20 protein-coding genes and 2 pseudogenes are annotated in these 26716 nt (G+C 72.7%); 12 read left to right on the forward strand and 10 right to left on the reverse strand.

Going from position 1 to position 26716, the window contains the following annotated elements:
• Positions 1 to 91: 91 nt before the first annotated feature.
• On the forward strand, positions 92 to 1678 hold the full coding sequence (locus BLT82_RS05745) for a glutamate synthase subunit beta (RefSeq protein ID WP_093652739.1): 1587 nt from the start codon (positions 92 to 94) through the stop codon (positions 1676 to 1678).
• 174 nt (positions 1679 to 1852) lie between these two features.
• On the opposite strand, the gene BLT82_RS05750 is transcribed toward BLT82_RS05745, so the two are convergent.
• Positions 1853 to 3085: a 4-hydroxybenzoate 3-monooxygenase gene (locus tag BLT82_RS05750; RefSeq protein ID WP_244291851.1), complete on the reverse strand. Its 1233-nt coding sequence runs from the start codon at positions 3083 to 3085 to the stop codon at positions 1853 to 1855.
• Positions 3086 to 3299: 214 nt separating this feature from the next.
• Between BLT82_RS05750 and BLT82_RS05755 the strand changes: the two genes are divergently transcribed.
• Entirely contained in the window at positions 3300 to 4661 is a 1362-nt protein-coding gene (locus BLT82_RS05755) for an FAD-dependent oxidoreductase (RefSeq protein ID WP_093652741.1), read from the forward strand.
• 322 nt (positions 4662 to 4983) lie between these two features.
• Here BLT82_RS05755 and BLT82_RS05760 read toward each other — a convergent pair whose 3' ends face one another.
• Positions 4984 to 5283 (reverse strand): ATP-binding protein, encoded by a 300-nt coding sequence (locus BLT82_RS05760; RefSeq protein WP_093652742.1) that lies wholly within the window; start codon positions 5281 to 5283, stop codon positions 4984 to 4986.
• Between the two features lie 16 nt (positions 5284 to 5299).
• Positions 5300 to 5551, reverse strand: a complete 252-nt coding sequence (locus BLT82_RS05765) for a hypothetical protein (RefSeq protein ID WP_208867733.1) — start codon at positions 5549 to 5551, stop codon at positions 5300 to 5302.
• A gap of 460 nt (positions 5552 to 6011) precedes the next feature.
• Between BLT82_RS05765 and BLT82_RS37765 the strand changes: the two genes are divergently transcribed.
• Entirely contained in the window at positions 6012 to 6710 is a 699-nt protein-coding gene (locus BLT82_RS37765; protein ID WP_244291852.1) for a trimeric intracellular cation channel family protein, read from the forward strand.
• A 292-nt stretch (positions 6711 to 7002) separates the two neighbouring features.
• Here the strand turns inward: BLT82_RS37765 and BLT82_RS37770 are convergent.
• Together BLT82_RS37770 and BLT82_RS05780 are read right to left on the reverse strand one after the other, a co-directional pair.
• Positions 7003 to 8175 (reverse strand): annotated as a pseudogene (locus BLT82_RS37770) (MFS transporter); the annotation flags it as partial.
• A 151-nt stretch (positions 8176 to 8326) separates the two neighbouring features.
• Positions 8327 to 8824 carry a GNAT family N-acetyltransferase gene (locus BLT82_RS05780; RefSeq protein WP_093652746.1) on the reverse strand — a complete coding sequence of 166 codons (498 nt, stop codon included), beginning with the start codon at positions 8822 to 8824 and terminating at the stop codon, positions 8327 to 8329.
• Between the two features lie 113 nt (positions 8825 to 8937).
• Here BLT82_RS05780 and BLT82_RS05785 point away from each other — a divergent pair, with 113 nt between their 5' ends.
• Both BLT82_RS05785 and BLT82_RS37775 read left to right on the forward strand, forming a co-directional pair.
• Positions 8938 to 9990, forward strand: a complete 1053-nt coding sequence (locus tag BLT82_RS05785) for a hypothetical protein (protein WP_093652747.1) — start codon at positions 8938 to 8940, stop codon at positions 9988 to 9990.
• 442 nt (positions 9991 to 10432) lie between these two features.
• A complete protein-coding gene (locus BLT82_RS37775) occupies positions 10433 to 11611 on the forward strand; it encodes a hypothetical protein (protein WP_167745971.1) in 1179 nt (392 codons plus the stop codon).
• 10 nt (positions 11612 to 11621) lie between these two features.
• Here BLT82_RS37775 and BLT82_RS05800 read toward each other — a convergent pair whose 3' ends face one another.
• The 4 genes and pseudogenes from BLT82_RS05800 to BLT82_RS05815 form a co-directional block, all read right to left on the reverse strand.
• Complete coding sequence (locus BLT82_RS05800; RefSeq protein ID WP_244291853.1) at positions 11622 to 12497, reverse strand: class I SAM-dependent methyltransferase; 876 nt, start codon at positions 12495 to 12497, stop codon at positions 11622 to 11624.
• Between the two features lie 181 nt (positions 12498 to 12678).
• A pseudogene (locus BLT82_RS05805) lies at positions 12679 to 14096 on the reverse strand (aldehyde dehydrogenase family protein).
• Positions 14089 to 14712, reverse strand: a complete 624-nt coding sequence (locus BLT82_RS37780) for a flavin monoamine oxidase family protein (RefSeq protein WP_244291854.1) — start codon at positions 14710 to 14712, stop codon at positions 14089 to 14091. Before BLT82_RS37780 ends, BLT82_RS05805 begins: the two are co-directional and overlap by 8 nt.
• Positions 14713 to 15122: 410 nt before the next feature.
• On the reverse strand, positions 15123 to 15881 hold the full coding sequence (locus tag BLT82_RS05815; protein ID WP_093652750.1) for a nucleoside/nucleotide kinase family protein: 759 nt from the start codon (positions 15879 to 15881) through the stop codon (positions 15123 to 15125).
• 145 nt (positions 15882 to 16026) lie between these two features.
• On the opposite strand from BLT82_RS05815, the gene BLT82_RS05820 reads away from it, so the two are divergent.
• From BLT82_RS05820 to BLT82_RS05840, 5 genes are all read left to right on the forward strand, one after another.
• Complete coding sequence (locus BLT82_RS05820; RefSeq protein ID WP_208867735.1) at positions 16027 to 16866, forward strand: ABC transporter substrate-binding protein; 840 nt, start codon at positions 16027 to 16029, stop codon at positions 16864 to 16866.
• Positions 16863 to 17663 carry an amino acid ABC transporter permease gene (locus tag BLT82_RS05825; RefSeq protein ID WP_093652751.1) on the forward strand — a complete coding sequence of 267 codons (801 nt, stop codon included), beginning with the start codon at positions 16863 to 16865 and terminating at the stop codon, positions 17661 to 17663. Before BLT82_RS05820 ends, BLT82_RS05825 begins: the two co-directional genes overlap by 4 nt.
• A 7-nt stretch (positions 17664 to 17670) precedes the next feature.
• On the forward strand, positions 17671 to 18510 hold the full coding sequence (locus tag BLT82_RS05830) for an amino acid ABC transporter ATP-binding protein (RefSeq protein WP_093652752.1): 840 nt from the start codon (positions 17671 to 17673) through the stop codon (positions 18508 to 18510).
• Positions 18511 to 18882: 372 nt separating this feature from the next.
• Complete coding sequence (locus tag BLT82_RS05835; RefSeq protein WP_093652753.1) at positions 18883 to 20277, forward strand: cytochrome P450; 1395 nt, start codon at positions 18883 to 18885, stop codon at positions 20275 to 20277.
• A gap of 171 nt (positions 20278 to 20448) precedes the next feature.
• Entirely contained in the window at positions 20449 to 21894 is a 1446-nt protein-coding gene (locus tag BLT82_RS05840; protein WP_093652754.1) for a PP2C family protein-serine/threonine phosphatase, read from the forward strand.
• 314 nt (positions 21895 to 22208) lie between these two features.
• On the opposite strand, the gene BLT82_RS05845 is transcribed toward BLT82_RS05840, so the two are convergent.
• Entirely contained in the window at positions 22209 to 23702 is a 1494-nt protein-coding gene (locus BLT82_RS05845) for a DNA-binding protein NsdB (protein WP_093652755.1), read from the reverse strand.
• 233 nt (positions 23703 to 23935) lie between these two features.
• Here BLT82_RS05845 and BLT82_RS05850 point away from each other — a divergent pair, with 233 nt between their 5' ends.
• Positions 23936 to 25054 (forward strand): aminoglycoside phosphotransferase family protein, encoded by a 1119-nt coding sequence (locus BLT82_RS05850; RefSeq protein WP_093652756.1) that lies wholly within the window; start codon positions 23936 to 23938, stop codon positions 25052 to 25054.
• Positions 25055 to 25434: 380 nt separating this feature from the next.
• Positions 25435 to 26328, forward strand: a complete 894-nt coding sequence (locus tag BLT82_RS05855) for a universal stress protein (RefSeq protein WP_093652757.1) — start codon at positions 25435 to 25437, stop codon at positions 26326 to 26328.
• Positions 26329 to 26716 lie beyond the last annotated feature (388 nt).

Here is a 26716-nt window from a genome sequence, read left to right on the forward strand (position 1 = left end):
GCGGCTCCCGGGCCATGACAAGACGGGACGAACCAGGCGTACGCTGGTCGGAACGTCGCAATGCAGTGCGAGAGGACGACGGAGGCGGCGCATGACCGACCCACGCGGCTTCCTCAGGATCCCCCGGCGGCCCGTCCCGCCACGCCCCGTGGAGGAGCGCCTGGACGACTGGCGGGAGGTCTACGCGGGGCAGGCGCTGCTCCCGCTGGTGTCCGAGCAGGCGATGCGCTGCATGGACTGCGGCATCCCGTTCTGCCACAGCGGCTGCCCCCTGGGCAACCTCATCCCGGAGTGGAACGCGTACGCCGCGCACGGCGACTGGTCGGCCGCGGCGGAGCGGCTGCACGCGACCAACAACTTCCCCGAGTTCACCGGGAAGCTGTGCCCGGCGCCCTGCGAGGACGCCTGCGTCCTGGCGATCAACACGGACCCGGTGACGATCAAGAACGTCGAGGAGACCATCGCCGAGGAGGCGTGGAAGCGCGGGTACGCGCCGCCGCAGCCACCGCAGCGGCTGAGCGGCAAGACCGTCGCCGTCATCGGATCCGGCCCGGCGGGACTGGCCGCGGCGCAGCAACTGACGCGCACGGGCCACACCGTGGTCGTCTACGAGCGGGACGACCGGCTGGGCGGGCTGCTCCGCTACGGCATTCCCGAGTTCAAGCTGGAGAAGAGCCATCTCGACCGCCGTATCCAGCAGATGCGGGAGGAGGGGACCAAATTCCGCACCGGTGTGGACGTCGGTGGCGAGCTGGACGCCGCCGAGCTCCGACGGCGCCATGACGCGCTGATCGTCGCGGTGGGCGCGACCGAGCGGCGCGAGCTGCCCGTGCCGGGCCGCGAGCTGTACGGCATCCACCAGGCCATGGACTATCTGACGTACGCGAACCGCGTCCAGGAGGGCGACTACGCCGCTTCCCCGGTGAGCGCCGAGGGCAAGCACGCCGTGATCGTCGGAGGCGGGGACACCGGCTCCGACTGTCTCGGCACCGTGCTGCGCCAGGGTGCGCTGTCCGCCGTGCAGTTGGACATCAACCCCGAGCCCGGAGAGGCCAGGCCGGAGGCCCAGCCGTGGCCCGTGACGCATCCGAAGGTGTACCGGATATCCCATGCCCATGCGGAGGCACGCGGCCGTGAGGGGATCGATCCCAGGCTGTTCGCCTCGGCAACCCTTCACTTCGAAGGTGACGCGGAGGGGAATGTACGGGCGCTGTGTCTGACGGAGGTGGAGCCGACCGCGAGGAGTCCACTGCCGGGGACCGAGAGGGTGCTGCCGGCGGAGCTGGTGCTGATCGCCCTCGGCTTCTCCGGGCCGGAACAGGGCTCGGGCCTGATGGAGCAGCTGGGGCTGACCGTGGACGGCCGGGGGAACTTCGCCCGGGGCGGGGACTTCGCCGCACTTCGGGCACGGCCGGCCGGCCGGGGCGCCCCCGGCCGGCGGGACTCCGCGGGCGGTGAGGACGCCTCGGCGGCACCTTCGGCGGCACGGGGCGCGGCCGCCGGGCGCGCACGGGCGGACGGGGTGTTCGTCGCCGGCGACGCCGGACGGGGACAGTCCCTGGTGGTGTGGGCCATCGCCGAGGGCCGGGCGGCCGCGGCTGCGGCGGACCGCTATCTCACCGGGTCGACCGTGCTGCCGTCGCCGATCGCCCCTTGGGACCGGCCGCTCGTCGCCTGAGGGCCTCGACGCCGGCGCAGGCCCGCGGCTCATTGCCATCGCCCGGCCGGCCGGTCGGGCCGCGGCCGGTCGGGCCGCGGCCGGTCGGGCCGCGGCCGATCCCGTACGGCTGCGTCCGCTCGGGCGTCGGGACGCGGCGTCCGCTCGGGACGCGTCAGGTCGGGCGAGACCGGCTCAGGGGTCGATGTCCTTGCCGATGTACAGCTCGGCGAACGCGGCAGCGGCGGCGGGCGAGCCGAAGACGCGCCTGAGGCGGGCCGTCGCGACGCCCGCGCGGAACGGATCGCCCGACGAGGCACCGTGCATGACCTCCGAGAGCCACTGCGAGAACTCCTGGTACTGCCACACTCGCCGCAGCGACGCCGCCGAGTAGTCCCGCAGCCCGCCGCTGTCGCCCCGGGCGCAGTGGGCGACGAGCGCGTCGCCGAGCAGCAGGGCGTCGTGGAGGGCCAGGTTCATGCCCTTCGCGGCGATCGGCGCGGCGAGGTGGGCGGCGTCGCCGGCGAGGTGGAGCCGGCCGTACGACATGGGCTCCACCACGTAGTTGTGCATGTCGAGAACGCGTTTCTCGATGAGCCGGCCCTCGGTGAGCGGCATGGCGCCGTCGGCCGCCAGCCGGAGGCGCAGTTCGGACCACACCCGCTCGTGCGGCCAGTTCCCGGGGTCGTCGCCGGGTGGGCACTCGAGGTAGTAGCGGGTGACCTGGGGGCTGCGGGCCATGTGTGCGGCGAAGCCTCGGGGATGGGCGCCGAAGACGACGCAGTCGCTGGACGGCGGGGCCTCGGCCAGAAGGGCGAGCCAGCCGATGCCGTAGTCGTGCCGGGCGATCGTGGAGTGTCCCTGCGGCAGGCTCTCCCGGCACACACCGCGTGCGCCGTCGCAGCCGGCGACGGTGTCGCAGTCGATGCGCTCCCGCCGGCCCGTGTCCGGATCGGTGTACGACACCGAGGGCCGCTCCGTGTCGATGCCGTGCAACTCCACGTCCCGGACGCCGAACCGGATGTCGCCGCCCGTGTCGTCCGCGTATCTGCGCACGAGGTCGGTCACCAACAGGGGCTGGGGGTACACGAAGTGACGGCGACCCGCCAGTTCGCCGTACGGGAAGCGGTGGCGTTCGCCGGCGAACCGGAACTCGAACTCGTGGTGCACCTGGGCCCGTTCCAGCAGACCGTCGGCGAGTCCTCGCCGCTCCAGCGCGTGGACCGCCCACTCCTCGAGGAATCCGGCGCGCGGCCGCTGCTCGATGAAGGCGCGGCTCTCGGTCTCCAGCACGACGCAGTCGACGGAGGCGGCCCGGAGGATGTTGGCGACGGTCAGCCCGGCGGGTCCGGCTCCCACGACGACGACACGGGTGCGGTGCGTCGCGGGGGCGGCCGGCGACGGGGTGGGGGTGGCGTCGGAAGTCACGCGGTCATTATGACGGTGTGCAGTCAAGATCTCGGCCGGAGCAGGGCCGTGGTCACGACACCCGGACCACGGAGACACCCGACCATCACCTTCGCCTTGGGAACCCATAAGCCAGACTTATGAGGTCATAAATTAGGGCCCCCTTACCTGAGCAGGTCATCCGGGTGAGAGAGTGATCGGTGAGATCGCCGTTGCCGTTCGAAGGGAAACTGTCATGCCTCGCCCCCTGCGGGTAGCTGTCGTCGGAGCCGGACCCGCGGGGATCTACGCCGCCGACGCCCTGCTGAAGTCCGAGGCCGCCGCCGACCCCGGCGTGTCCATCGACCTGTTCGAGCGGCTGCCGGCTCCCTTCGGGCTGATCAGGTACGGCGTTGCTCCCGACCACCCGCGGATCAAGGGCATCATCACCGCACTCCACCAGGTGCTCGACAAGCCTCAGATCCGGGTGTTCGGCAACGTCGACTACCCCGGCGACATCGGCATCGACGACCTGCGCGCCTTCTACGACGCGGTCGTCTTCTCCACGGGCGCCAACGCCGACCGGGCGCTCGACATACCCGGCATCGGCCTCGACGGCTCGTACGGCGCGGCCGACTTCGTGTCCTGGTACGACGGCCACCCGGACGTGGCCCGCACCTGGCCGCTGGAGGCGGAGAAGGTGGCGGTGCTCGGCGTCGGCAACGTCGCGCTCGACGTGGCGCGCATCCTCGCCAAGACCGCCGACGAACTGCTGCCCACCGAGATCCCGCCGAACGTGTACGACGGGCTGGCCCTGAACAAGGCGCGCGAGGTGCACGTGTTCGGGCGCCGCGGCCCCGCGCAGGCGAAGTTCAGCCCCATGGAGCTGCGCGAGCTCGACCACTCCCCCAGCATCGAGGTCATCGTCAACCCGGAGGACATCGACTACGACGAGGGCTCCATCGCCACGCGCCGCGCCAACAAGCAGGCGGACATGGTCGCGAAGACGCTGGAGAACTGGGCGATCCGGGACGTCGGCGACCGGCCGCACAAGCTGTTCCTCCACTTCTTCGAGTCCCCCGTCGAGGTCGTCGGCGAGGACGGCCGGGTGACGGGGCTGCGCACCGAGCGGACGGTCCTCGACGGGAGCGGGAACGTCACCGGCACCGGCGAGTTCCACGACTGGGACGTACAGGCGGTGTACCGCGCGGTCGGCTACCTCTCCGAGGAGGTCGCCAAGCTGCCTTTCGACCTCGACAGCGGCACCGTGCCGCACGAGGCGGGCCGTGTCATCGAGGCCGGGGCGCATCTGCAGTCGACCTACGTCACCGGCTGGATCAAGCGCGGTCCCGTCGGCCTCATCGGCCACACCAAGGGCGACGCCAACGAGACCGTCGCGAGCCTCCTCGACGACCACGCCAACGACCGGCTGCACACGCCGTCGGCACCGGACCCCGAGGCGGTCGTCGCCTTCCTCGGGGACCGGAACGTCCGCTACACCACGTGGGACGGCTGGTACCGGCTGGACGAGGCCGAGCGCGCGCTGGGTGAGCCGGAGGGCCGCGAGCGGGTGAAGATCGTGGACCGCGAGGGGATGCTCCGCGCGAGCGGCGCCTGACGGACGACCCCGGCGTGCGGCGCCTCGCGGTCTCCGGCCGGAAGCCGACGAGGCGCCGCACGTCCGCGCACCCGTCGCCCTGGGCCCCAAGGCCGCACGGCTCCGCCCATCGCTGCCGTACGCCAGAGCCGCGCCGCCTCGGCCATCGCCGCCCTCAGCCCAGGGCCGCCCTGCTCGGCCATCGCCGCCGGGGGTGCAGGCGTACAGGTGTACGGCCGACACCGGCTCGCCCCGGAGGCCGCCCCGTACCGACCGCGGCCGGCCGGCCGCACGGCCGGCGCGGCGTACCGGCCTCGCCGCCCGTCTGCGGACCGGACGGCTCTCAGCCGGACCGGCGCGCCGTGTCGAAGTGCATGTACGGACACCGGCCGGGCGGGCAGGCCGTCGCGTGGGGACCGTGGGCGCGGTCCGCGGAGCGGAAGGCCGCGCGCACCTCCTTGCCGCGGCTCGGCATACGGCGGATCCGCAGGGCGCCGCCCGCCTCGCGGGTGAGGCAGTCGACGATCATCAGGCCACGGCCTCCGTCCTGTTCGAGGTCGGCGGTGATCCGGGGCTCCGGGAGTGCCGGGTGCTCGTCACGGACGGCGAGGGTCAGCGTCGCGCCGGTACGGGTGAGCTTCACCGTGGCCCTGCCGGCGTTACGGGACGGCGTGCCGGGCGGCGTTGCCGACGAGTTCGGAGATCACGAGCGAGGCGGTGTGCAGACCGTCCTCGCACAGCCCCCAGTCCCGCAGCACGCGTGCCGCCCTCCGGCGCGCCCCGGGCACGGCCGCGGGTACCGCGGGCAGACCGAAGGCATGGACGAACACCGCTCTGCCCGGCGGCCGGCACGAGGCCGGGTCGCCGGGCACGGCGGCGCCGTGGCACGTCGTGAACGGGCTGGTGGACATGGTTCCCATGGCGGTTCCCGGTTGTCAGCTCGATGGCCGCCCGGCGGTTGCCCGGCGCGGCCCTGACGGCTCGCTCTGCTACGGCCGGCGGGGCGCCACGCTGCGTCGGCCGCTGCACGTATTCGGTTCTGCCCGACCCGAACCCGACCGATGGGCCACTTCATCCGACCGTTGTTCGGCATTACCGAACCCTAAGTGCGGTTCCACTCGTGTGACAAGCGCCATACCCCTGTGGTGGGCCGGCCGGGACGAGCCCAGGCCCTCCGCCGCACCGGGACCGGAAGCCGGTCACGGTTGCGGAACGCCCGTCGTCGACGTCGCGAGCGACTCGTGGAGGGTGAGGCGGCCCGGCGCAGCTCCGCCGCGCCCGACGGCACCGGCGATCTGCCCGGGCTCCGCCCCGCACCGGCCGCTCCAATGGCGGAGCCTCGCGGCCCACCGCGCCAGGAAGAGATCCGGGGTGGCGCAGACCTACGAGATCCTCGATCACTCGGTGCACCTCGTGGCGGACCTCTCGGGCATCTTCATCTTCGCGGTCACCGGTGCGCTGGTGGCCGTGCGCATGCGGTTCGACATCTTCGGCATCATGGCGCTCGCCGAGATCACGGCGCTGGGCGGCGGGATCTTCCGGGATCTCGTGATCGGTGACGTCCCGCCCGCGGCCTTCCGGGACATGGGCTACTTCGTCACCCCGATCATCGCGGGGACGCTGGTGTTCTTCCTGCATCCCGCGATCAACCGGATCGGCGGAGCGGTCCAGGTCGTCGACGCCGCCGGGCTCGCGCTGTTCAGCGTCTCGGGCACGGTGAAGGCCGCGGTGTGGGGCATCGAGCCGTTCCACGCCGCCGCCATCGGCGTCGCGACGGCCGTGGGTGGCGGGGTGCTGAGGGACCTGCTCGCCATGGAGATCCCCTCGCTGCTGCGACGCGACCGCGAGATGTACGCGCTCCCCTCCGTACTCGGGGCGGGCACGGTGGCAGTCCTGCTGCAGTTCGGCCTGCTCGGACCGATCAGCAGCGCCGCCGCCATGCTGGCCACCTTCGTTCTCCGGCTGCTGGCCCTGCGCTACGGCTGGCGGGGCCCGCTCGCCTGGAAGAGCGAGCAGCCCGCGCCCGCCCGGCCGGAGGCGCGGCGCCTCGGCCGAGGCCGCCCACCATGACGAGCAGGACCGCACTGACCAGCATCAGACCGGCCAGGGTCAGCAGGCTGGCCTCGAGCGCGGTCACGAACGCGCTGTCGGCGGCCGCCCCGACCCGCTCGTGCGCGGCACCTGGAAGCCTGGCGAGCAGCTCCTCCCGCTCCTCCTCGCGCGAGAGGACGGTGTCGAGAGCGCGCTGCTCCCGCGGGGTGAATTCGTCGCCTTCCCCGGCGGCCGAGGCCAGCAGGTCGTTGCGCTCGTCCCACTCGGCCGTGGTGAACAGCGCGTTCAGCAAGGCCAGTCCGAGGGTCGCGCCGATCTGCCGGCTCTGGACGGACAGGCTCGCTGCGACGCCCCGCGCGGAGCCGGGCGCGGAATCCATGATCATTGCAGTCGCCGCGGGATACACCAGGGGCGGTGCGAGCCCGAACACCAGCAGGGCCGGGACGAGCAGGGTGCCGTGGCGGCTCGTCACCCCGTAGGTCAGCCACAGCAGGCAGCAGCCCAGCACCGCCAGTCCCGCGAGGATGAGCCGCGGGCCGTACCCCTGATCGGTGAGCCGCCCGACGAACGGCGACAGCACCACCGTGCCCACGCTGGACGCCGCGAGCAGCAGACCCGTGCGCAGTGCCCCGAGGTCCAGTACGTGCTGCAGATAGAGGGTCACATAGACGGCGACGGCGAGTGAGGTGCACTGGACGAGCGCCAGCGCGACCATCGGCACGGACACCGCCGAGGACCGCAGCGGACGCAGGTCCAGCAGGGGTTCGGCCGTCCGCAGTTCCACGGCGGCGAAAAGGGCGAGCAGCGCCGCGCCCGCGACGAGCGGCAGCAGGGTGCCGGGATCCGCGAAGCCCAGGTCGGAGGAGCGCTCGCAGGCGAGGACGACGAGGGTGAGGCCGGCGGCGATCAGCACCGCGCCCGGGACGTCCATGGACGTCCCGGTGGGCGCCCGGCTCTCCACGAGGTGTCTGCGGGCCATGAGCACGACCAGCGCGCTGAGGGGGACGCAGGCGGCGAACGCCCAGCGCCAGCTGCCGAACTCCACCAGCAGCGCGATACCCAGAGGGACGGCCACGCCGAAGAAGCTGGTGAAGGCCGTCTGCACCCCGATGGCCCAGCCGTGGCGCCGCTCGGGCAGCGCGGCGGTCAGGTTGGCGAGAGCGAGCGGTACGGCCAGGGCGATGCCGAGCCCCTGCACACCGCGGGCCACCACCAGGACGAGCCCGTCGGGCGCGGCCGCGCAGAGGGCCGAGCCGATCCCGAAGCAGACCATGCCCAGCAGGAACACCCGGCGCCGCCCCAGCACATCACCGAGCCGGCCGCTGACCACGGCGACGGCGCACAGCGGCAGCAGGGCGGCGACGACCACCCAGTGGAGGGCGGAACTGTCCAGTCCGAAGTCCCGCTGGATCCGGGGCAGAGCGACGATGACGCTCGTCAGGCTGGAGAACAGCAGCACGCTCGCGGTGACGGTGGCGATCATGGCGGAGCGCTGCTGCGGCGTCAGTTCCCTGAGGGTGCCCACCCGGACCACTGTCCCGCGCCGGAACGGGGACGGCACCCGGCAGCGGGCCGCCGGAGTGGCGCGGACGTGGCCCTCCCGAACCCCGGCGAGTTGCGGAGCGCCCTCGGACCTATGCGGGCTCGGCCCCTCCGGTGTGGCGCAGCCAGACGTAGTCGACCGGCTGGGCGGCGTTCCAGGCGGCGGCCAGATGCGGGTCGACGGGCAGGAAGGACGCGTGCCGGTAGCACCGCAGCGCGGGCTCGTTGTGGGGGTGGACCCGCATGAAGACGTCCTCGTAACCTGCCTCGCCCGCCGCTGCGGTGAGCCGGGCCACGAGTTCCCGGCCGATGCCGCGGGCACGGACGGCGGGCGACACGATGAGCCGGGCGAGTTCGACCTCGTCCTCCTCGGCGTCGAACCACAGTTCCCCGTAGGCGACGAGTTCCCCGTCCCGCAGGAGCGCATGGGCGCGCACGTCGTCCGCGTCCTGCCATTGGGCGACCACCTGCGCCGCGAGAGGGAAGTCGTGCCGTCCGCACCACATCGCCACCTCGCCCGACGACACGGGCCAGCCCGCGACCGCGGCCGCGTGAGTCACATCGAAGGGGACCAGATCCGTTCTCGCCATGGGGCGTCACTGTACGGCCGGGCTCCGGAGGCCCTGCCACGGCCCCCTCGACAGGGAACAGCGGGCGAAAGCGGGCAGGATGAAGGTCAGCGGACGAAAGGGCCGGGTGGGCAGTGGATCTGGACAGCGTCGCCGACGAGTTGTACCGGCTGCCGCCGGAGCGGTTCGTCGAGGCCCGCGGCAGACAGGCCGCCGCCGCGCGGAAGGCGGGCGACCGGGCGCTCGCCGGGCGGATCACCGCGTTGCGGCGCCCGACGCTGTCGGCGTGGGCGAGCAATCTCCTGGTCCGTTCCGAGCCGGACCGGGCGGCGGAGCTGCTCCGGCTCGGCGAGAGCCTGCGCCAGGCGGTCCAGGAGCTGGACCGCGACCGGATGCGGGAGCTCGGCGCGCGGCGCAACCGTCTCGTCGGGGCGCTGTCCCGGCACGTCGGGGAACTGTCGGGCGCGGCGGGCCGACCGCTCGGCGAGACCACGCTGCGCGAGATCGAGTCGACGTTGCAGGCGGTCCTCGCCGATTCCGATGCGGCCGAGCAGTGGGCGGCGGGCCGTCTGGCGAGGCCCCTCACACCACCGGTCGGCTTCACCGGCGCCGCCGTCGCCGGAGCCGCGCGCCGTCCGGCCCCGGCCGCCGGCCCCGACGACGGGGCGGGCTCGGCAGCCGGTCGGGACGGCGACGGGGGCACGCTGCTCGCGGAACCCGCGAAACGGGCGCCGAAGGAGCCGCGCGGGGGCCGGGCGGCGGCCGAACCGCGGAGGGAGCGGCCGGGGAAGGAGCAGCGGGAACGCACGGCCCGGAAGGGCCGCGGCGACGAGCACCTGCGGGAACACGCTCGTGCGCGCCGGGAAGCGGAGGCGGCCGACCGCCTGGCGCACGAGCTGGAGGACGAACTCCGGCGGGCCGAATCGGAGCGCGAGGATGCCGGAACGCGGCTGAAGCAGGCGAAGGAAGCGGCGGCCGCCGTGGCCACGGAGGTCGCAGAAGCGCAGGAGCGGCTGCGTACCCTCCGCGAACGGCTGGACGAGGCCGAGGCCGGGGTGGATCCCGCCCGCGCGGCTCTGGAAACGGCCCGCGAGCGGGTCACCGATGCGAGACGGGCGGCCAGGCAGGCACGCCGACGGGCCCGTACGGCCGCCGACCTCGCCGACCGGTTCAAGGCGGGCTCCTAGGCGGTGGCCTCTTCGGCCGGTTGGAGGCGGACTCCCAGGCCGTGACCACACCGGCCGGTTGGAGGCGGACTCCCAGGCCGTGACCACACCGGCACCCCAGGCCGTGACGCGCGCACCGCCGCGGGGCCGCTTCCTGCCGTCCTTGCGGGCCATGACCCGCCCCGCAGCTCCCTGTTTCCCGCCCGTCGCCCCCCCTTCACGGGCGTTCCGGTCGGACGCGGGCAACGTACCTCCTCGGCTCCGGAAGCCGAGGCTGCCTCCGCCGACCTGGCCTGACTCCAGTCAGGTAGAACGATCACCTGACCGGATCACTACGGTGTGCGGGCGACGCGCGAGCCCCGGTGCCGACGGCTGGGATGACCACGTACGGGCCGTCGGTCCGTGCGTTGTGCCCCGGCTCTCCCGCGCAGTCCCTCGTGACCGCGGGGAAGGAATCCAAGACATGAACACTCGTACACCGATGGGACTGCCCCGGGCGCGACGCGCTCGGGTCCTGCTTGCCTCAATAGCCGGCGTGGTCGCTGTGACCGGCCAACTTCTGGTAGCGGCTCCTGCCACTCACGCGGCCGACCCGGAGCCGCGCGGCGACCACCGGCCCCAGTCGGCCGACGCGCGTCCGTCCGATGACCGCCGCGAGGACCAGGCAGAGGGGCAGGACGAGGACCGCGGTCAGGAGCAGAGCGGCAGCCGCGAGGAGGAACAGGGCAAGGAGCAAAGCGGAAACCGCCAGGAGGAACAGGGCAAGGAGCAAAGCGGAAACCGCGGCGAAGACCGCGGGGAGGACCGGCACGACGAAGACGAAGACGAAGACGAAGACGAAGAAGCAGACGAAGAAGCAGACGAGGACGAGGACGCGAACCGCGGCGAAGCCCAGAACGGCGGCCGCGAGGAGCAGAACGGCAGCCGTGGCGAGGCCAAGAAGAACCACGGCAAGGAGTTCGGCTGGGACCACGGCAAGAACAGGCCGAAGCGCCCCGAAGTCCTGCACGGGATCGAGCAGTTCAGCGAAGACGACACCTTCACCCCTCCGGCGGGCGTCAATTCGGTGTTCGTCCAGGCCTGGGGCGGTGGCGGCGGTGGAGCCGGCGGCGGGGGCGGTGGCAGCACGCCGGAGGCCGACGGCGGTGACGGCGGTGGCGGCGGCGGGGGCGGGTTCACCTGGTGCCTGGTCCCGGTCAAGCCGGGCAAGAACTACCTGGTGGACATCGGAACCGCCGGTGACAACGGATCCGGCGGCGGCCCCGGCCGAGACGGCCGGGAAGGGTCGTCCGGCGGCCCGACCTCCTTCCACTCCCCCAACGGCACCGAACTCCTCACCGCCGAGGGCGGTGGCGGAGGTGAGGGCGGTACGTCCGACGACACCGACGCCGGTGCGCCCGGTGCCGGCGGGGACGGCGGGGACAGCTCCTGCACCACCGGCGGTGTGAACCGGCCCGGATCCGACGGCTCCTCCGGAGACGGGGGCGGAACGGTCGCCGACGGCATCGTCGCCCTGCCCGCCAATGCCGCTGTCGGTGGCAGCGGCGGTGTCGGCGGCAACGGCGAGGACGACGCGTTCTTCGCCCGTCCCGGCGAGTCCGGTCAGGACGGCGGCGCGGGATACGTCGTCATCTACTGGTAGACGCCCGCTTTCACTCGTGCACCTCTGCCTCCCCCGGCCGCCCGACGGCCGGGGGCGGCACTTGGGGGTCACGGCCCCACGCCGTGATCATCCCGGCCGAGAGGGCTGCGCAACCGGGCGAGTCCAGATAGGCCTTGGCCTCGTCGATCGTCCCGGCGTCCACCTCCCCGGTGGCCAGGATCGCCTCGCGCGCCCGGTCCCAGGTCTCGGCCCAGAACCGGCTGATGGGGCTGCCGGGCAGCAACGGCGGGACATGGATCTCGGCGCCCACGGACACGAGGCCCGCGCCGCGCAGCAGTTCCGGATAGTGCGGCACCCATGAGACGTCGGTGCCGATGGTGTCCCGCAGCCCCTGCCACATCGCCCGCATCACCCGGGTGTACGGGTTCGGGGGCGCCGTCGCCGTCGTGAGGTCGATGGCGTCACCGAGCACGAGGACCCCTCCGGGGGTGAGCAGGCCGCTGAGTCTGCGGATGAGCTCCTCGTGGCCGGGCAGGTGCATCAGAACGAACCGCGCGTGGACCAGGTCGAACCGGCCCGGGGCGAACGCCTGGTCGGTGACGTCGGCTTCGAGTGCGGTGAGTCCGGGCGTCGGCCGGGCGGCGAGGAACCGGACGTCCCGGTCCACGGCGAGCACCGAGCGCACTCCGGCACGGTGCAGCAGACCGCGCGCCACGGTGCCCGTGCCCGCGCCGAGGTCGAGGCAGCGCCAGCCCGGCCCGGCGCCGAGGTCCGTCAGGCGCGCGAGTGTCGCCTCGTCGTAGGTCAGGGCGCCGAGGTCGATCCTGTCGTCCTCGCCCGTCCGTCCGGGAGGGAAGACGTCCTGGCCGTAGCGGCCGTCGTCGGGTGTGCCGCGGGTGGCGGCGCCGTCCTCGGGGGGTGTCACGGGCGTACGGCGCAGGCCGCGGTGTCGGGCACGGGCATGGCGTGGCCTCTCCATCCTGCGGGGGCGACTCCGGCGGCGGCCCCGTCCCGGACCACCGCCGGAGCGATCCTCCCCGCCGTCCCGGCCGTCCGGCCGAGGCGCGCCGCACACGGGGCCAACCGGCCCACACACCGTGACATGGTCACAGCATCACGTGCTTGACCTGTGTGTAGTCGAGCAGGCCGGCGAGGGACAGATCGCTGCCGTAGCCGGAGTGCCTGACGCCTCCGTGCGGCATCTCCGAGACGGTGGTGCCGTGGGTGCTGACCCAGACGATGCCCGTGTGGAGGGCGCGGGTCGCCCGCATGGCCCGGTCGTGGTCGGTGGTCCAGACGCCGGCGGCGAGCCCGAGCCGTACCCCGTTGGCGAGCCGGAACGCCTCTGCCTCGTCGGTGAAGCGCTGCACCGTGACGACCGGGCCGAACACCTCCTCCTGGACGATCTCGTCGTCCTGGTGCACGCCGGTGACGACGGTGGCCTCGTGGTAGAAGCCGGGGCGCAGCGAGCGGGAGCCGCCGGCCACGATCTGCGCGCGGGACGGAGTCGTTCGAGCAGCCCGTCGACCGCGGCGAGTTGGGCTGCGTGCGCTGTTGAGGGGGCCGAAGTCGGCCGCGGGACGCTGCTTCTCCGCCTGCGCCGCGAACGCGGCGAGGAAGTCGTCGTGGAGGGCGGTGTGCACCAGGATGCGCGTGGGGGCGGTGCAGTCCTGCCGGCGTTGTAGTAGGCGACGGCGGCGAGTTCCGCGGCGGTGGTCTCGATGTCGGCGTCGTCGTGGACGATGACGGGGGCGTTGCCGCCCAGCTCCAGGTGGACGCGTTTGAGGTCGGCCGCCGCCGCGGCGGCGATCTCCCGGCCGGCGCGGACGCTCCCGGTGACGGCGACGAGCCGCACGACGGGCTGCTGGACGAGGGCGCGGCCGGTGTGGCGGTCGCCGCAGACCACGTTGAGGACGCCGGGCGGCAGGTGCTCGGCGGCGAGGCGGGCGAGCAGGGCGGTCGACGAGGGGGTGGTGTCCGCGGGTTTGAGGACGGTGGTGTTCCCGGCGGCGATCGCCGGGGCGATCTTCCACACGGCCATCATCAGCGGGTAGTTCCACGGTGTGATCTGGGCGCACACGCCGACCGGTTCGCACCGGAGCAGGGAGGTGCGCCCCTCGGTGTACTCACCGGCGGCGGCCCCCGGAAGGTTCCTGGCCGCGCCCGCGAAGTAGCGCAGGGTGTCGACTGCGGCGGGCAGTTCGTCGGCGCGGAAGAGGGCCGCGGGCTTGCCGGTGTCGCCGGCTTCGGCGGCCGCGAGCGCGTCGGCATGGTCCTCCATGGCGTCGGCGATGCGCAGCAGGGCGCGCTGCCGTTCGGCGGGGGTAGTCCGTGACCAGTGCTCGTAGGCGGCCGCCGCCGCGGCGCAGGCGGCGTCGGTGTCGGTGTCGGTCGCGCCGGACAGCGGCGCGGTGCCGCGGGCCGGCCCGCCGGTGGGGTCGACGAGCGGCATCGTCGCGCCGGACGCGGCGGGGAGGTCGGCTCCCCCGATGTGGTTGAGGACGGTCCCGGGTGCGTCAGCCATGGCGCAGTGCCTCCTTCGCGGCGGCACGTCCGGTACGGACCGCGCCTTCCATGTAGCCGGCGACCCACTGGTCGGAACCGCAGACGTAGAAGGGCGGTTCGTGGGTGCCGTGCCGTGGGCCGACGGCCGTCACGTCGCCGGGGGCCCACTGGGTGACGTATCCCTGGGTCCAGGGGTCGGTGCCCCACATGCGGACATGGCTGCCCAGCGGGGTGCGGGCCTCTTCGCCGTAGAGGCGGGCGATGTCGGCGAGCAGTTCCCGGGTGCGCAGCGCGTCGGGCATACCGAGGAGCACTCCGTACCGTTCGGGCGGTACGAGGGCGGAGAGGACGCCCTCGTTCTGCGGCCATGTGGAGCCCAGGACGCCTTCGCATTCGGAGAGCCCGTTGAGTCCGCTGTCGCGCCAGAACGGTTTGTCGTAGGCGGCGGTGAACTTGGCGGCGACGGCCTGGCGTTGGCGGTGCAGCGAGGCGAGTCGTTCGTCCGAGACGCCGCTGACGGTGACGGCGCGCAACGGGCCGACGGGGAGGGCGCTGACGACGGCGCTCGCGGTGAGGGTCTCCCCGCCGGCGACCCGGACGGCGCAGCGGCCGGGGCGCACGGCGAGCCGCTCCACGGGGGTGCCGGTACGGACGCGGGGCCGAGTTCGCGCGCCATGCGGTGGGCGACGGTGGCCGAGCCCTCGGCCACCCTCAGCCCTTCCCAGTCCTCGTAGTCGTAGTGTTCGCGGTCGTCGCCGCCGGGGACGGCGGCGTGCTTGCGCAGGGCCGACAGCAGCGAGGTCCGTTCGTGGGAGCCGCTCGCGAGGGCGAGCTGCCCGATCTCCCACAGGCGGACGACGGCCGGGCTCGCGCCTTCGGAGCGGAGCCAGTCGGCGACCGACAGCGAGTCGAGGGCGGCGGCTTCGGGGTGGGACCACGGTCATCCGGGTCAACGCCGGCGGCGAGTGCGGTGAACGCGGTGGTGAGCGGCCGCGCCGGCCGGTGCCGGTCCGCGGGATCCCCGGACCGCCGGTGGCCGGGCCCGTCACTCCGAAGGCGCCGGACGCTGAGGGCGGCCGTCCGGTCCGAGGAGCCGGGGGCGGGCGAAGTCCGTGTTGTCGATGATCGCGTCCATCCTGGGCAGCGGGTCGGCCTCCTCGACATGGAGGCGCATGGCGGCCAGGTAGCGGTCGCGGTGGATCGCCTCGGCCTCGGAACCGGCCCAGTTCCCGTCCCGGGCGGCGCCGCGGGCGACCGACAGACCGGCGTCGATGTCGAGCCAGATGCGGAAGTCCCAGTACGCGTCGATCACGGGGCGGAACGCGAAGACCCCGTCCACGATCAGCACGGTGTCGTCGGTCAGCGGTGTCTTCGTCGCCGAGTGGTCCTTCTGGGTCAGCGGGTCGATGCCGCACAGCGCGCAGGACTCGGCGCCCTCGGTGCGGCAGGGGTCGAGCAGCAGCCGGCGGGCCGCGTCGTAGTCGTACGCGTTGCGGTAATAGCCCTCGCCCGACTCCCGGTCGTAGAGGTTGCGGTCCTTCCAGGGCCGCTTGAAGTCGTCCAGGGTGGCGCGGAGCACCGGGCGGCCCGCCGCACCGATCCGGGCGCCCAGTTCATGGCCGAAGCCCGTCTTGCCGGAGGCCGTGAAGCCGTCGATGCCGACGAGCAGCCGGCCGTCGCCGATCGCGAGGACCCGTTCAGCGATCCGCGCCACGAGGGCCTCGCGCTCGGGGGACGCAGGGGCCGGGCACGGTTGCTGCCAGGTCGAGGCCGAGAGGTGCACGGGGGCGTGCGGCTTGGTCATCGCCTCACCGTATCCGCGTCCCTCACCAGCGGAAAGACCGCCCCGACCGGTGAGGTCCACGATCTTCCGGGCCGGGGCGGTCCGGGTGGCCTACGCTCATGGGTGGCGGTGCCATACACGTTTCCCTGTGCCCATGGAGGTCACCATGTCCAGGACTGCCGGCGGCCGTGCCCACCCGATGCGGTTTCTCGCCCTGCTCTGCGCCGCGGCGGCGGGCCTGTCGCTCACCGCGGGCTGCTCCTCCAAGGACGAGGGGCCCGGCGAGGCCGCGGGCGGAGTGCCGGTGGTGGAGAAGGGGAAGCTGACCACCTGTACACACCTTCCCTATCCGCCCTTCCAGTTCGAGCAGGACGGCAAGGTCGTCGGCTTCGACGTGGCCCTCGTCGACCTGGTGGCGAAGAACCTCAAGGTCGAACAGAAGATCCTCGACACGCCCTTCGAGAACTTCAAGACCGGCGCGTTCCTGAATTCGGGCGAGTGCGACCTCGCCGCCGCCGGTATGACGATCACCGACGAGCGAAAGAAGAACGTCGACTTCTCCGTCCCGTACTTCGACGCCACCCAGGCGCTGCTCGCCACGAAGAAGAGCGGCGTCACCTCGCTGGCCGACGTCAAGGCCAAGGGCGCGAAGCTGGGCGCGCAGGCGGAGACGACCGGCGAGAGCTACGCGAAGTCGCAGGGCTTCGACCCGGTGGCGTTCGAGAGTTCGGACGCGGTGCTCAACGGGCTGCGCACGGGGCAGGTCGACGCGGTGGTCATCGACTACCCGGTGGTCCAGGGCTGGCTCAAGGACAAGGCCAACGCCGACGCCTTCGCACTCGGGCAGAACATCGAGACCGGCGAGCAGTACGGCTTCTCGGTGAAGAAGGGCAACGACAAGCTCCGCGCGGCCATCGACAAGGCGATCACGGACGCCAAGGCCGACGGCACCTACGACAAGCTGTACCAGCAGTGGATCGGGCCGCTGCCCGAGGGCCGGTCGTGACATCGCGGCTGACCAGGCGGCAGCGCCGCAGGGTGTCGCAGGGGATCCAGTACGCCGTGTTCGTCGCCGCGGTGGTCCTGATCGCCGCGCTCGCCGACTGGGACCGGCTGCAGAACCAGTTCGCGCAGAAGGACCTCGCGAGCGAGCTGTTCCCCGACATCATCACGATCGCCCTGCGCAACACGGTCGTGTACACGCTGTCGGGCTTCGCGTTCGGTCTGGTGCTGGGCATGGTCGTGGCGCTGATGCGGCTGTCGTCGGTGGCGCCGTACCGCTGGGTGGCGAGCGTCTACATCGAGCTGTTCCGCGGTCTGCCCGCACTGCTGATCTTCATCTTCGTGGGGGTGGCGGTGCCGCTTGCCTTCCCTGGGACGGAGATTCCGGGCGGGGTGTACGGCAAGGTCGCGCTGGGGCTCGGGCTCGTGGCCGCCGCGTACATGGCCGAGACGATCAGGGCCGGGATCCAGGCCGTGCCCAAGGGCCAGATGGAGGCGGCGCGTTCGCTCGGGTTCTCCCATGCGCGCGCGATGGTCTCGGTGATCATCCCGCAGGCCTTCCGGATCGTGATCCCGCCGCTGACCAACGAGTTGGTCCTGCTGTTCAAGGACTCGTCGCTGGTGCTGTTCCTCGGTGTGACGCTGAGCGAGCGTGAACTGACCAAGTTCGGCCGGGACCTGGCCAGCCAGACCGCCAACTCCACACCGATCCTCGTCGCCGGTCTCTGCTACCTGCTGGTGACGATTCCGCTGAGTCTCGTCGTGCGCCGGCTGGAAGCCCGTACCGAGAAGGCCAGGTGATCACGCAATGGCGGAGAACGAGATCGAGATCCGCGGACTGCGCAAGTCCTTCGGCGAGAACGAGGTGCTGCGCGGAATCGACCTGGACGTGGCGCGCGGCGAGGTGGTGTGCGTCATCGGCCCGTCGGGCTCGGGCAAGTCGACCCTGCTGCGGTGTGTGAACCTGCTGGAGGAGCCGAGCGCGGGCCGGATCTTCGTGGGCGGTACGGAGGTGACGGACCTCGATGTCGACATCGACGCGGTACGGCGCCGGATCGGCATGGTCTTCCAGCAGTTCAACCTCTTCCCGCACGTGACCGTGACGGAGAACCTCACCCTGCCGCAGCGGCGGGTGCTGAAGCGCGGCAGGGCCGGGGCCGCCTCGGTGGCCCGGGAGAACCTGGAGCGGGTGGGGCTGGCGGACAAGGCGGGCGCCTACCCCGCGCAGCTCTCCGGCGGGCAGCAGCAGCGTGTGGCGATCGCGCGGGCGCTGGCGATGAACCCGGAGGTGATGCTCTTCGACGAGCCGACGTCGGCGCTGGACCCGGAGCTCGTCGGAGAAGTGCTCGCGGTCATGCGGATGCTCGCCGCCGAGGGCATGACCATGATGGTGGTCACCCATGAGATGAGCTTCGCCCGGGAGGTCGCCGACCGGGTCGTGTTCATGGACGAGGGAGCGATCGTCGAGCAGGGCCCGGCGGAACAGGTGGTGGGCTCGCCGCGGCACGAGCGGACGAGGAACTTCCTCAATCGCATCCTGGACCCCGCGGCGGCGGAGGACCCGGGCTCCACCGCCGCCGGGAACGGGCACGCCTCGTCCGGCTCCGGCAAGGAGTCCGGCTCCGGCTCCGGCAGGGAAACCGGCTGAATTCGAGGCGTGAATGAGCCGTTCACCGTGCCGGCCGGCCACCACGACCCGGGTCGCGGCGCGCGCCGGTGGGCTTCCGCAGTCGGCGTGGTCGGCCGAGTGACCGCCCGGCCCGCCGTCGGCTCCTCGGCCACCACGACCCGGGCCGCAGGCCGCGGTCCAGGCCCATCTGGACGCCTGGGCGGCTCAGCGGAGCCGTGGCGCGTCTCCCCGTCCCGCTGCCGGCAGCGACTTCCGGACGTGTGCGCCGCGTTCCGGCCGGATCGCCGTGCCCTCGCGCGGGGCGATCCTGGCAGAGTGGTCGTGCACATGCCGTGCAGACAGAAACCCCGCCGGACGCCCGGCGGTTCGGCCCCCGGGGAGGCACCAGGGATGACGGCGGAAACCGCACTGCCCGGACCGGATCCGGTCGTGCCCGGCCCCCGGCGGCTGCCGGGCCTCGGCAATCTCCCGGCGTTCGCCCGCGATCCGCTCGCCTTCTTCGTACGACTGCGCGACCGCGGCGATCTCGTGGAGTGGCGACTCGGGCCGCAGCGGGCACTGTTCGTGTCACGTCCCGAGCACATCGGCGAGCTGCTGAAGGGCGTCGAGACGGTCTTCCGCCACCCGGAGCTCGGCTGGGCGTTCAAGCTCGTCCTCGGGGACGGAGTGGTGACCTCCGAGGGGCCGGTCTGGCGCCGCAAACGGGCGCTGGTCCAGCCGGCGGTCCGTCCTCGGCAGGTGCGGTCGTACGCCGGGACGATGGCGGACTGCGCAGCCGCGCTGGCGGACGCCTGGCGGCCGGGACAGCGGATCGACGTACGTCGCGAGATGCTGGCGCTCACCCAGCGGATCGCCGTGCGCACGCTGTTCGGCGCCGAGACGGCGGGCCTGGAAGAGGTGATCGGCTCGGCCATGGACGTCGCCCAGCGGGCGATAGGCGCCGAGTTCCGGGGACTGACGCTGTTCCTGCCGCCGTGGGTTCCGACGCCCGGCAGGCGCAGGCTGCGCAGGGCCGTCGAGGTGATCGACGCCGAGGTGGGCCGGGTGACCGAGGAGCGGCGGCGCACCGGCGAGGAGCGGGACGACCTCCTCGGCCGGCTGCTGGCGGCACGGGACGAGGAGGGCCGCCCGCTGTCGGACAAGGAGCTCCGTGACGAGGCGGTGACGCTCTACATCGGCGGGCACGAGACGACCGGCACGACGCTGACCTGGGCCTGGTACCTCCTCTCGCGCAATCCCGGGGCGCGGGCCCGGCTCGGCCGGGAGCTGGCGGAGGTCCTGGGCGGCCGTACGCCCCGGCTCGACGACCTGCGCCTGCTGCCGTACACCGAGCAGGTGGCGAAGGAGACCCTGCGGCTGTACCCGCCGGTGTGGCTGATGACGGGCATCGCGAAGGAGGGCTCGACCCTGGGCGGACTGCCGCTGTCCGAGGGGACGGTCGTCTGGTCCAGCCAGTGGAGCGCGCACCGGGATCCGCGCTGGTTCCCGGACCCCGGGGCGTTCCGGCCCGAGCGGTGGGACGCCGGCGCCGAGCCCTCGGTGCCGGACCACGCGTGGTTCCCGTTCGGTGGGGGTGCGCGGGCCTGTCTGGGGGCACGGTTCGCGATGGTGGAGGCGGTGCTGGTGCTGGCGACCCTGGCGCAGCGGTTCCATGTCGATCTCGATCCAGGCGAAGTGGCGCCGCGTACGGGACTGACGCTTCAGCCGGGTTCGCCGATGCCGGCGACGCTGCGGAACGTCGAACAGGACATTTCAGAGCCACGCCTCACGAGGGCTCAGGAGTAACACGGGGCGAGGTCGTTCCTGGTCGGAGCACTGCGAGCCATTGACATATGCCAGGTGCACCACCGTATCGAGTGTTGCCAAATCCCTTACGCGCCCCCGTTACCTGTGCAACAGTCGTAACCGGTCCAATTGCCGAGACCTGGCCATGCCGCGCCTGCATCGGAGTACGACATGCCGTCCCATCTGTTCGCGGATCGTCCTGCCCCGCAGCCTCCACGGCGCGGCTCGGTGGACGAGCTGATCTCGCAGACCCGACGGCTGCGCGGAGACGTGGACGCGGTGCGGCGCGACGCGGTGGTGGACGAGGACGATCCCCAGGGACGCTGGCAGCGGGCCCTCTGTGACCTGGCCGTGCATCAGCTCGACGATCTCGGGGCGCACTTGGGCCAGCTCAAGGAAGGGCTCCCTGTCCTGCCGGAGCCCGAGGAGTTCCTCGATCCGCAGGACGCCCCCCACGACGACCTGCCACCGCGCCAGGGCTCCCTGCTGAGCCGGGTCGGCAGCGCCGAGTGGAATCTACTGACGGACGAGGTGAGTTGGTCCGAGGAACTGCACCAGATCTTCGGGCGGCCCGCCGGCAGCGACCCGATGACCCTGGACGAGCTGCCCTCGATGGTGTTCGCCGAGGACCAGGGATTGCTCACGGAAATGGTGACGGACTGCCTGGTCGACGGAAAGCCGATCGACGGGGAGTTCCGCATCGTCCGCACCGACGGACGGGTCCGTACGCTCCACATGATGGGCGAGCCCGTCCTCGACGCCGACGGCTGCACCGCCTCGATGTGGGCCGTCCTCCGGGACGTCAGCGAGCTGCGACGGTCCCAGCGCGCGGTGCGCGAATCCCAGGGCTCGCTCGCCCGGCGACAGCACGTCGACCGGACCGAGCGCCGTGTCGCGGCGGACATGCACGAGGCGGTCCTCCCGCCGTGGCGCGGAGCACTCAGCCTCCCCGCGAGCGGTCCGACGACACTTGAGCTTGCAGGCCATCAGCTCCCGTCCGCACAGGGCACGTTCCACGGCGGCCAGTGGTTCGACGCCCAGGAACTGCCCGGCGGACGAGCGCTGTTGAGCGTGGGCGATCTGACCGGTCAGGGGATCGCCGCGACGTCCACCATGGCGATGCTGCTGGGCGCCCTGCGTGCTCTGGCCTTGGCGGGCATCCGCCCCGGCCCGCTGATGGGCCATCTCAACGGGCTGCTGGACGCCTCGGCGCAACCCGCGCTCGGCAGCGCGGTGTGCTGTCACTACGACCCGGAGACCCGGCTGCTGTCCTGGGCGCAGGGTGGACACCCTGCCCCGCTGCTGTTCCGCGGCGGGACGGGGCGCGCCCTGCCTCAGCCGGACGGCGTCCTGTTGGGCGCGACGCCCGGCGGAGCGTACGAGCAGGCCGAGGTCGGCCTGCTGCCCGGTGATGTGCTGGTTCTGCACACCGACGGGCTGACGAGGGGCACGGGCACCGCCCATGACAGCTCGGGACGCGACCGTCTGCTCGCCCTCGCCCCGGAGATCGCCGTCGCCCGGAGCGTCCAGGAGTGCGCGCGCCTGATCGTCGAGGAGTTCGGCGAGAGCGAGCGTCAGGACGACGCCTGTGTGATGGTGGTCAGGGTCGGTCGATAGGCGCGGTGTCGGGTGCGCGGCCGAGGCGGCATCCGGCCGTAGTCGAAGGGTGCATGCGCTTCGCGTGCCTCCCGTACCTCTCGCACGGGAACGGTGACTGTGACTTCGCTGCTTCCGTCTCCTCCGTGACACCGTCCGTCCGGCACCACCGCCACGCCTGCGGCCCCACCCTGAGCGGAAGGCGGCCGGACTCCGACAGGTCCGCGGACCCTCCCGCCCGGATCCTCACAATGCCCCAATCCCGGCGACGTCCCGGTCCTGGCCTCGCCCGGATCCCAACGTCCTCGGACAGCGACGTCCTCAGATCCCGGCCGTCAGATCCTGGCGCTCCGCGTGCTCTTGGCCGGGCTGTTGGGCATCGCGTGCTGGATCTCCTCACGGAGGTCCTCGATCTTCGCGTAACCGGAGAACTGACCGGTGAGGCGGTACATCTCCCGGAGCCGGTCCCAGGTGCGGTGCGACGAGGTCTCCCCCATCGACACCAACGCCAGCCGGGCGTACCTGTCGGCCTGTTCCGGGTCGTCGGCGATGAAGCACGCCGACGCCATGGAGATGTAGTCGAAGATCTTGGACCGCTGACGGCCGCCCTCCCTGAGCTCCAGCGCCTGCTTGGCATGGCGCTGGGCGATGCCCGCGGCGGCCGGGTCGTGCTCGGCGAGGGTGCGGTAGGCGAGCGCCTGCATACCGTGCATGTCCGCCTCGTCGAACATCTGCATCCAACTCGGCGGCGGTACGTCACCCTTGTCGGAGACGAACAGCTCCTCGGCTTCGCCCAGGGTCCGGCGCATGGCCTGGGCCCGCCCCATGGAGGCCTGCGCCCAGGCCTCGATGGTGTGCAGCATCGCCCGCGTGCGGGGCAGGGTCTCCTCGCCGGAACCGGACTTGGCCAGCTTCATCAGGTCGAGGGCGTCGTCCGGCCTGCCCAGGTGCACCATCTGGCGCGCGGCCCGGGAGAGGGCCTCGCCGGCGCGGGGGCGGTCGCCGCCCTCGCGTGCCGCGTGGGCGGCGATGACGAAGTACTTCTGGGCGGTGGGTTCGAGGCCGACGTCGTGGGACATCCAGCCGGCGAGTACGGCGAGGTTGGCGGCGACGCCCCACAGGCGCCGCTGGAGATGGTCGGGGTGGTGGTAGGCGAGCATGCCGCCCACCTCGTTGAGCTGGCCCACCACGGCCTTGCGCTGGAGTCCGCCGCCCCGGGACGCGTCCCAGGCGCGGAACACCTCGACGGAGCGCTCCAGTGCGTCGATCTCCTGCGACCCGATGGGGGCGGCCTCGTAGCGGTCGAACCCAGCGGGGTCGGCGTGCAGGGGGTCGTGGACGCGAGGAGCGTGGGTGGCGAGAGCGGGGTCGGTGTGCAGCCAGTCGTACATGGCGCTGCTGAGTGCGGAGCCTGCGGCGAGCGCGGCGCCCGCGCCCACCAAGCCGCGTCGGTTGAGCATGAGGTCCATTCCCGTGAATTCGGTGAGGACCGCCGCCGTACGTTCGGGTGCCCAGGGCAGGCCGTCGGGATGGCCGGCACCGCCGGCCTCCCTTCGTTTGCGCGTGCGCCCGTGCCGTACGAACCCGAGGTCCTCGATGGTCACGACACGGCCGAGTCGCTCGGTGAACAGAGCCGCCAGCACCTTCGGCACGGGATCGCGGGGGGACTCCCCCATGTCGATCCAGCGCCTCACCCGCGAGGTGTCGGTCGCCAGCTGCGGATGGCCCATGGCCGCCGCCTGCCGGTTCACGAGCCGCGCGAGCTCGCCCTTGGACCAGCCGGCGAGGCCGAACAGGTCCGCGAGACGGGTGTTGGGTTCTCCGGTCACGTCAAGCCCCCAGGTTCTCGGCTGAGTTGACAGTAACCCCCTGTCAGATGCGCCGCGACTATTCGCCAGGGTTCGCCAGGGTCCGCCAGATGGTGTGCCACCCGCGGCCGGGTGTCAGGTAGGAAAGCGCCACCCCGCCCCGGGAGCGAGACCGCATTCCCCAGGGTGCCGAAGGCTTCCGGGGCAGGGCCGCGCACGCGACTTGTCGGCACACGAAGGGATCTGTATCGCCCATGTACACAGCATCGTCCTCCGTGTCCGCCCCGCCCCGCCCGCGCTCCCTGCAGGCAGGCGGCGGGCCGTTGCTCGAGCCCTCCACGACCGGCAGGTCCCGGCGGTGGCCGGGGGCGGTCGGCCAGCCGCTCAGCGGGAGGATCGACTTGTCCGGCCCCCAGGGCGCCCAGTTGCGCATGGCGATCGCCTCGGTGCACCGCATCTGCCCGGAGTTCAACCCGGTGCAGGTGCTGCGCAGGAGCGGTCGCTCGGTGCTGCTCGTCGGCACGACGGGGCGGACCACGGCCGTCGCCAAATGCTTACTGGACCAGTCGCCGGCGTGGGCGGAGCGGTTCCGGCACGAGATAGCGGCATACCGTGCGTTCGTCCGGCACCGGCCGCCGGTGCGTGCGCCCCGGCTCATCGCCGCGGACCCGGACAACTGCACACTGGTCATCGAGCGGATGCCCGGCCGTCCGGCCGCGCTCGCCCGGCATCCCTCCGAGGCACCGCCGCGCGCGGACGTCCGCGCCGCGCTCGGGGCCATCGCCCGGCTGAACTCATGGCGGCCGCCGGCCGGGATGTTCGACGCTCCGCTGGACTACGCGTCGCGGATCGCCCGGTACCACGAGCTCGGGCTGTTCACGGACCGTGATCTGGGAGACCTGCAGAAGCTGCTGCACGGCCTGGCGCACTCCGGAGGACGACAGGGCGGGCTGGGCCAGTTCTGTCACGGCGACGCCCTGCTGTCGAACATCCTTCTCGCGCCGACGGGTCCGGTGCTCGTCGACTGGGAGCACGCCGGCTGGTACCTGCCGGGGTACGACCTGGCGACGCTCTGGGCGGTGCTCGGCGACGCGCCGGTGGCGCGACGGCAGATCAGCCAGCTGGCGCAGCAGTCGGGCCCTGCGGCACGTGACGCCTTCCTGGTGAATCTGATGCTGGTGCTGACCCGGGAGATCAGGACCTACGAGACGGCGGTGCAGCGGACGATGCGGGAGGCACCTCCGGCCGGCTCGGTCCCGTCACCGCACGCCGGGATCTCCTCCGGAGAGGAGCAGCGGCTGCTGTTGCGGCGGCTGCACGATGACTGCGCGCTGGCACGGCGGGCCGTGCGCGCGGCGGTCGGCACACGCTGACCGCGACGAGGGGGAAGAGCGCTGTGCGCCCAGTGCCGACACACTGGACGCACAGCGCTCTGTCGTGGGCCGACGTCATGCCGCGCCCGGGTTGACGGGTGCGCCGGGGTCCGCTCACACCCGGGCGGGGCCGCGGCCCGAGGTCACCTGCCCGGCGGACCGGCTGCCCGCCACAGAAGGACGGGCCGTTATGCCAGGTGTAGCGAGTCCTACGCGGGGGAACTCGTTACCGGTCGCAGCCGGTCCGGGCGGCACGGCGGGACGGGTCCGAGGTCGAGGGCCGGCCGATCCGCCCGCGCGCGGTGCCGGCCCGGCGCTACCGACATGCCGAGGGCGGCCCGCGCGGTCGAGCCCGGACCCCGGACAGGAGGCACAACCCCATGGCCCGACCCATCACTGCAGGAGTGGACGGATCGCCGGAGAGCCGGGCCGCGGTGCACTGGGCTGCCCGCGAAGCGGCGCTCCGCGGGCTTCCCCTCCGTCTGGCGCACGCATGGCTGTGGCAGCCCCTCGACGTTCCGATCGTCCAGGACCGCGAGGCACAGGCACGGTCGGCCGAGAGCCTGTTGCGTGAGGCGGAGTCGGAGATCACCCGCCGGTACCCCGAACTGCAGGTGTCCGCCGAGGTGGTGCCGGACACGGCGGTGGCGGCGCTGCTCGACGAGTCAGAGCGCACGTCGATGCTGGTGCTCGGCTCCCGGGGTCACGGAGCGATCGTCGGCTTCATCGTCGGCTCCTACGGCCAGCAGGTGATCGCTTCCGCCGCCTCGCCCGTCGTCGCCGTTCGTGCGCCGGCAGCCGAGGACCAGGACCGGGGCGCGATCCCCGAACCCCGCGAGGGCGACGAGGTCGTGGTGGGCCAGCACGGCACACCGGACGACTGCGACGCGGTCCTCGGATTCGCTTTCGAGACCGCTGCCGCACACGGAGTGGGGGTGCGTGCGGTGCGCGCGTGGAGCCTGCCGACCCTCTACACGTACAGCCCCGGGTCGATGCGCCTCGCCGACGAGGCGGGTGGCCTGGAGCCTTTCGAGAAGAAGGCGCTGGCGGAGGCGCTGAAGCCCTGGCGCGAGCGCTACCCCGAGGTGCCGGTGACGGAACACGTCGAGATCGGCAGTGCGGGACAGGTACTGCTGTCCGCCACGGCCCGTGCTCTGCTGCTGGTCGTCGGCCGTCGTGCGCGGCGCTCCCCCATCGGCACGCGGATCGGCTCCGTCGCCCATGCCGCGCTGCACCACGCACCCTGCCCCGTGGCGGTCGTGCCGCCGGGCTGATCCCGGCGTTGTCCGCGGCCGGGAACGCGGCCCCGGACGCCCCGACCGTCGGCCGTGACCGGGCCCGGGCCCGGGCCCGGCGGCACGGTCGGCGCGCCGTCGCGCCGTCGCGCCGTCGCGCCGTCGCGCCGTCGCGCCGACCGGCCGCGCGGCCGTGTTCCCGCAGCCGGGCCACGGCCCGGCCGGCCGGTGCCCTGACGGCCCCTCAACAAAGATCATTGGTCCATTCCTCTGACGCGCCGCAGGCCGCGCCCCGCCCGTCCCTGACGTGGACTTCCGGGCCGCTGAGCCTCATTGACGGATCGTCCGGGAGCCGCTACCCCTGTACGGGTCCCTCGCGCACCATCCGTCACTGGAGGCTGCATTGCAGGCATCCGCCCTCGTACGA

It is taken from the genome of Streptomyces wuyuanensis, from assembly GCF_900103455.1.
In the GTDB taxonomy this organism is placed as follows: domain Bacteria; phylum Actinomycetota; class Actinomycetes; order Streptomycetales; family Streptomycetaceae; genus Streptomyces; species Streptomyces wuyuanensis.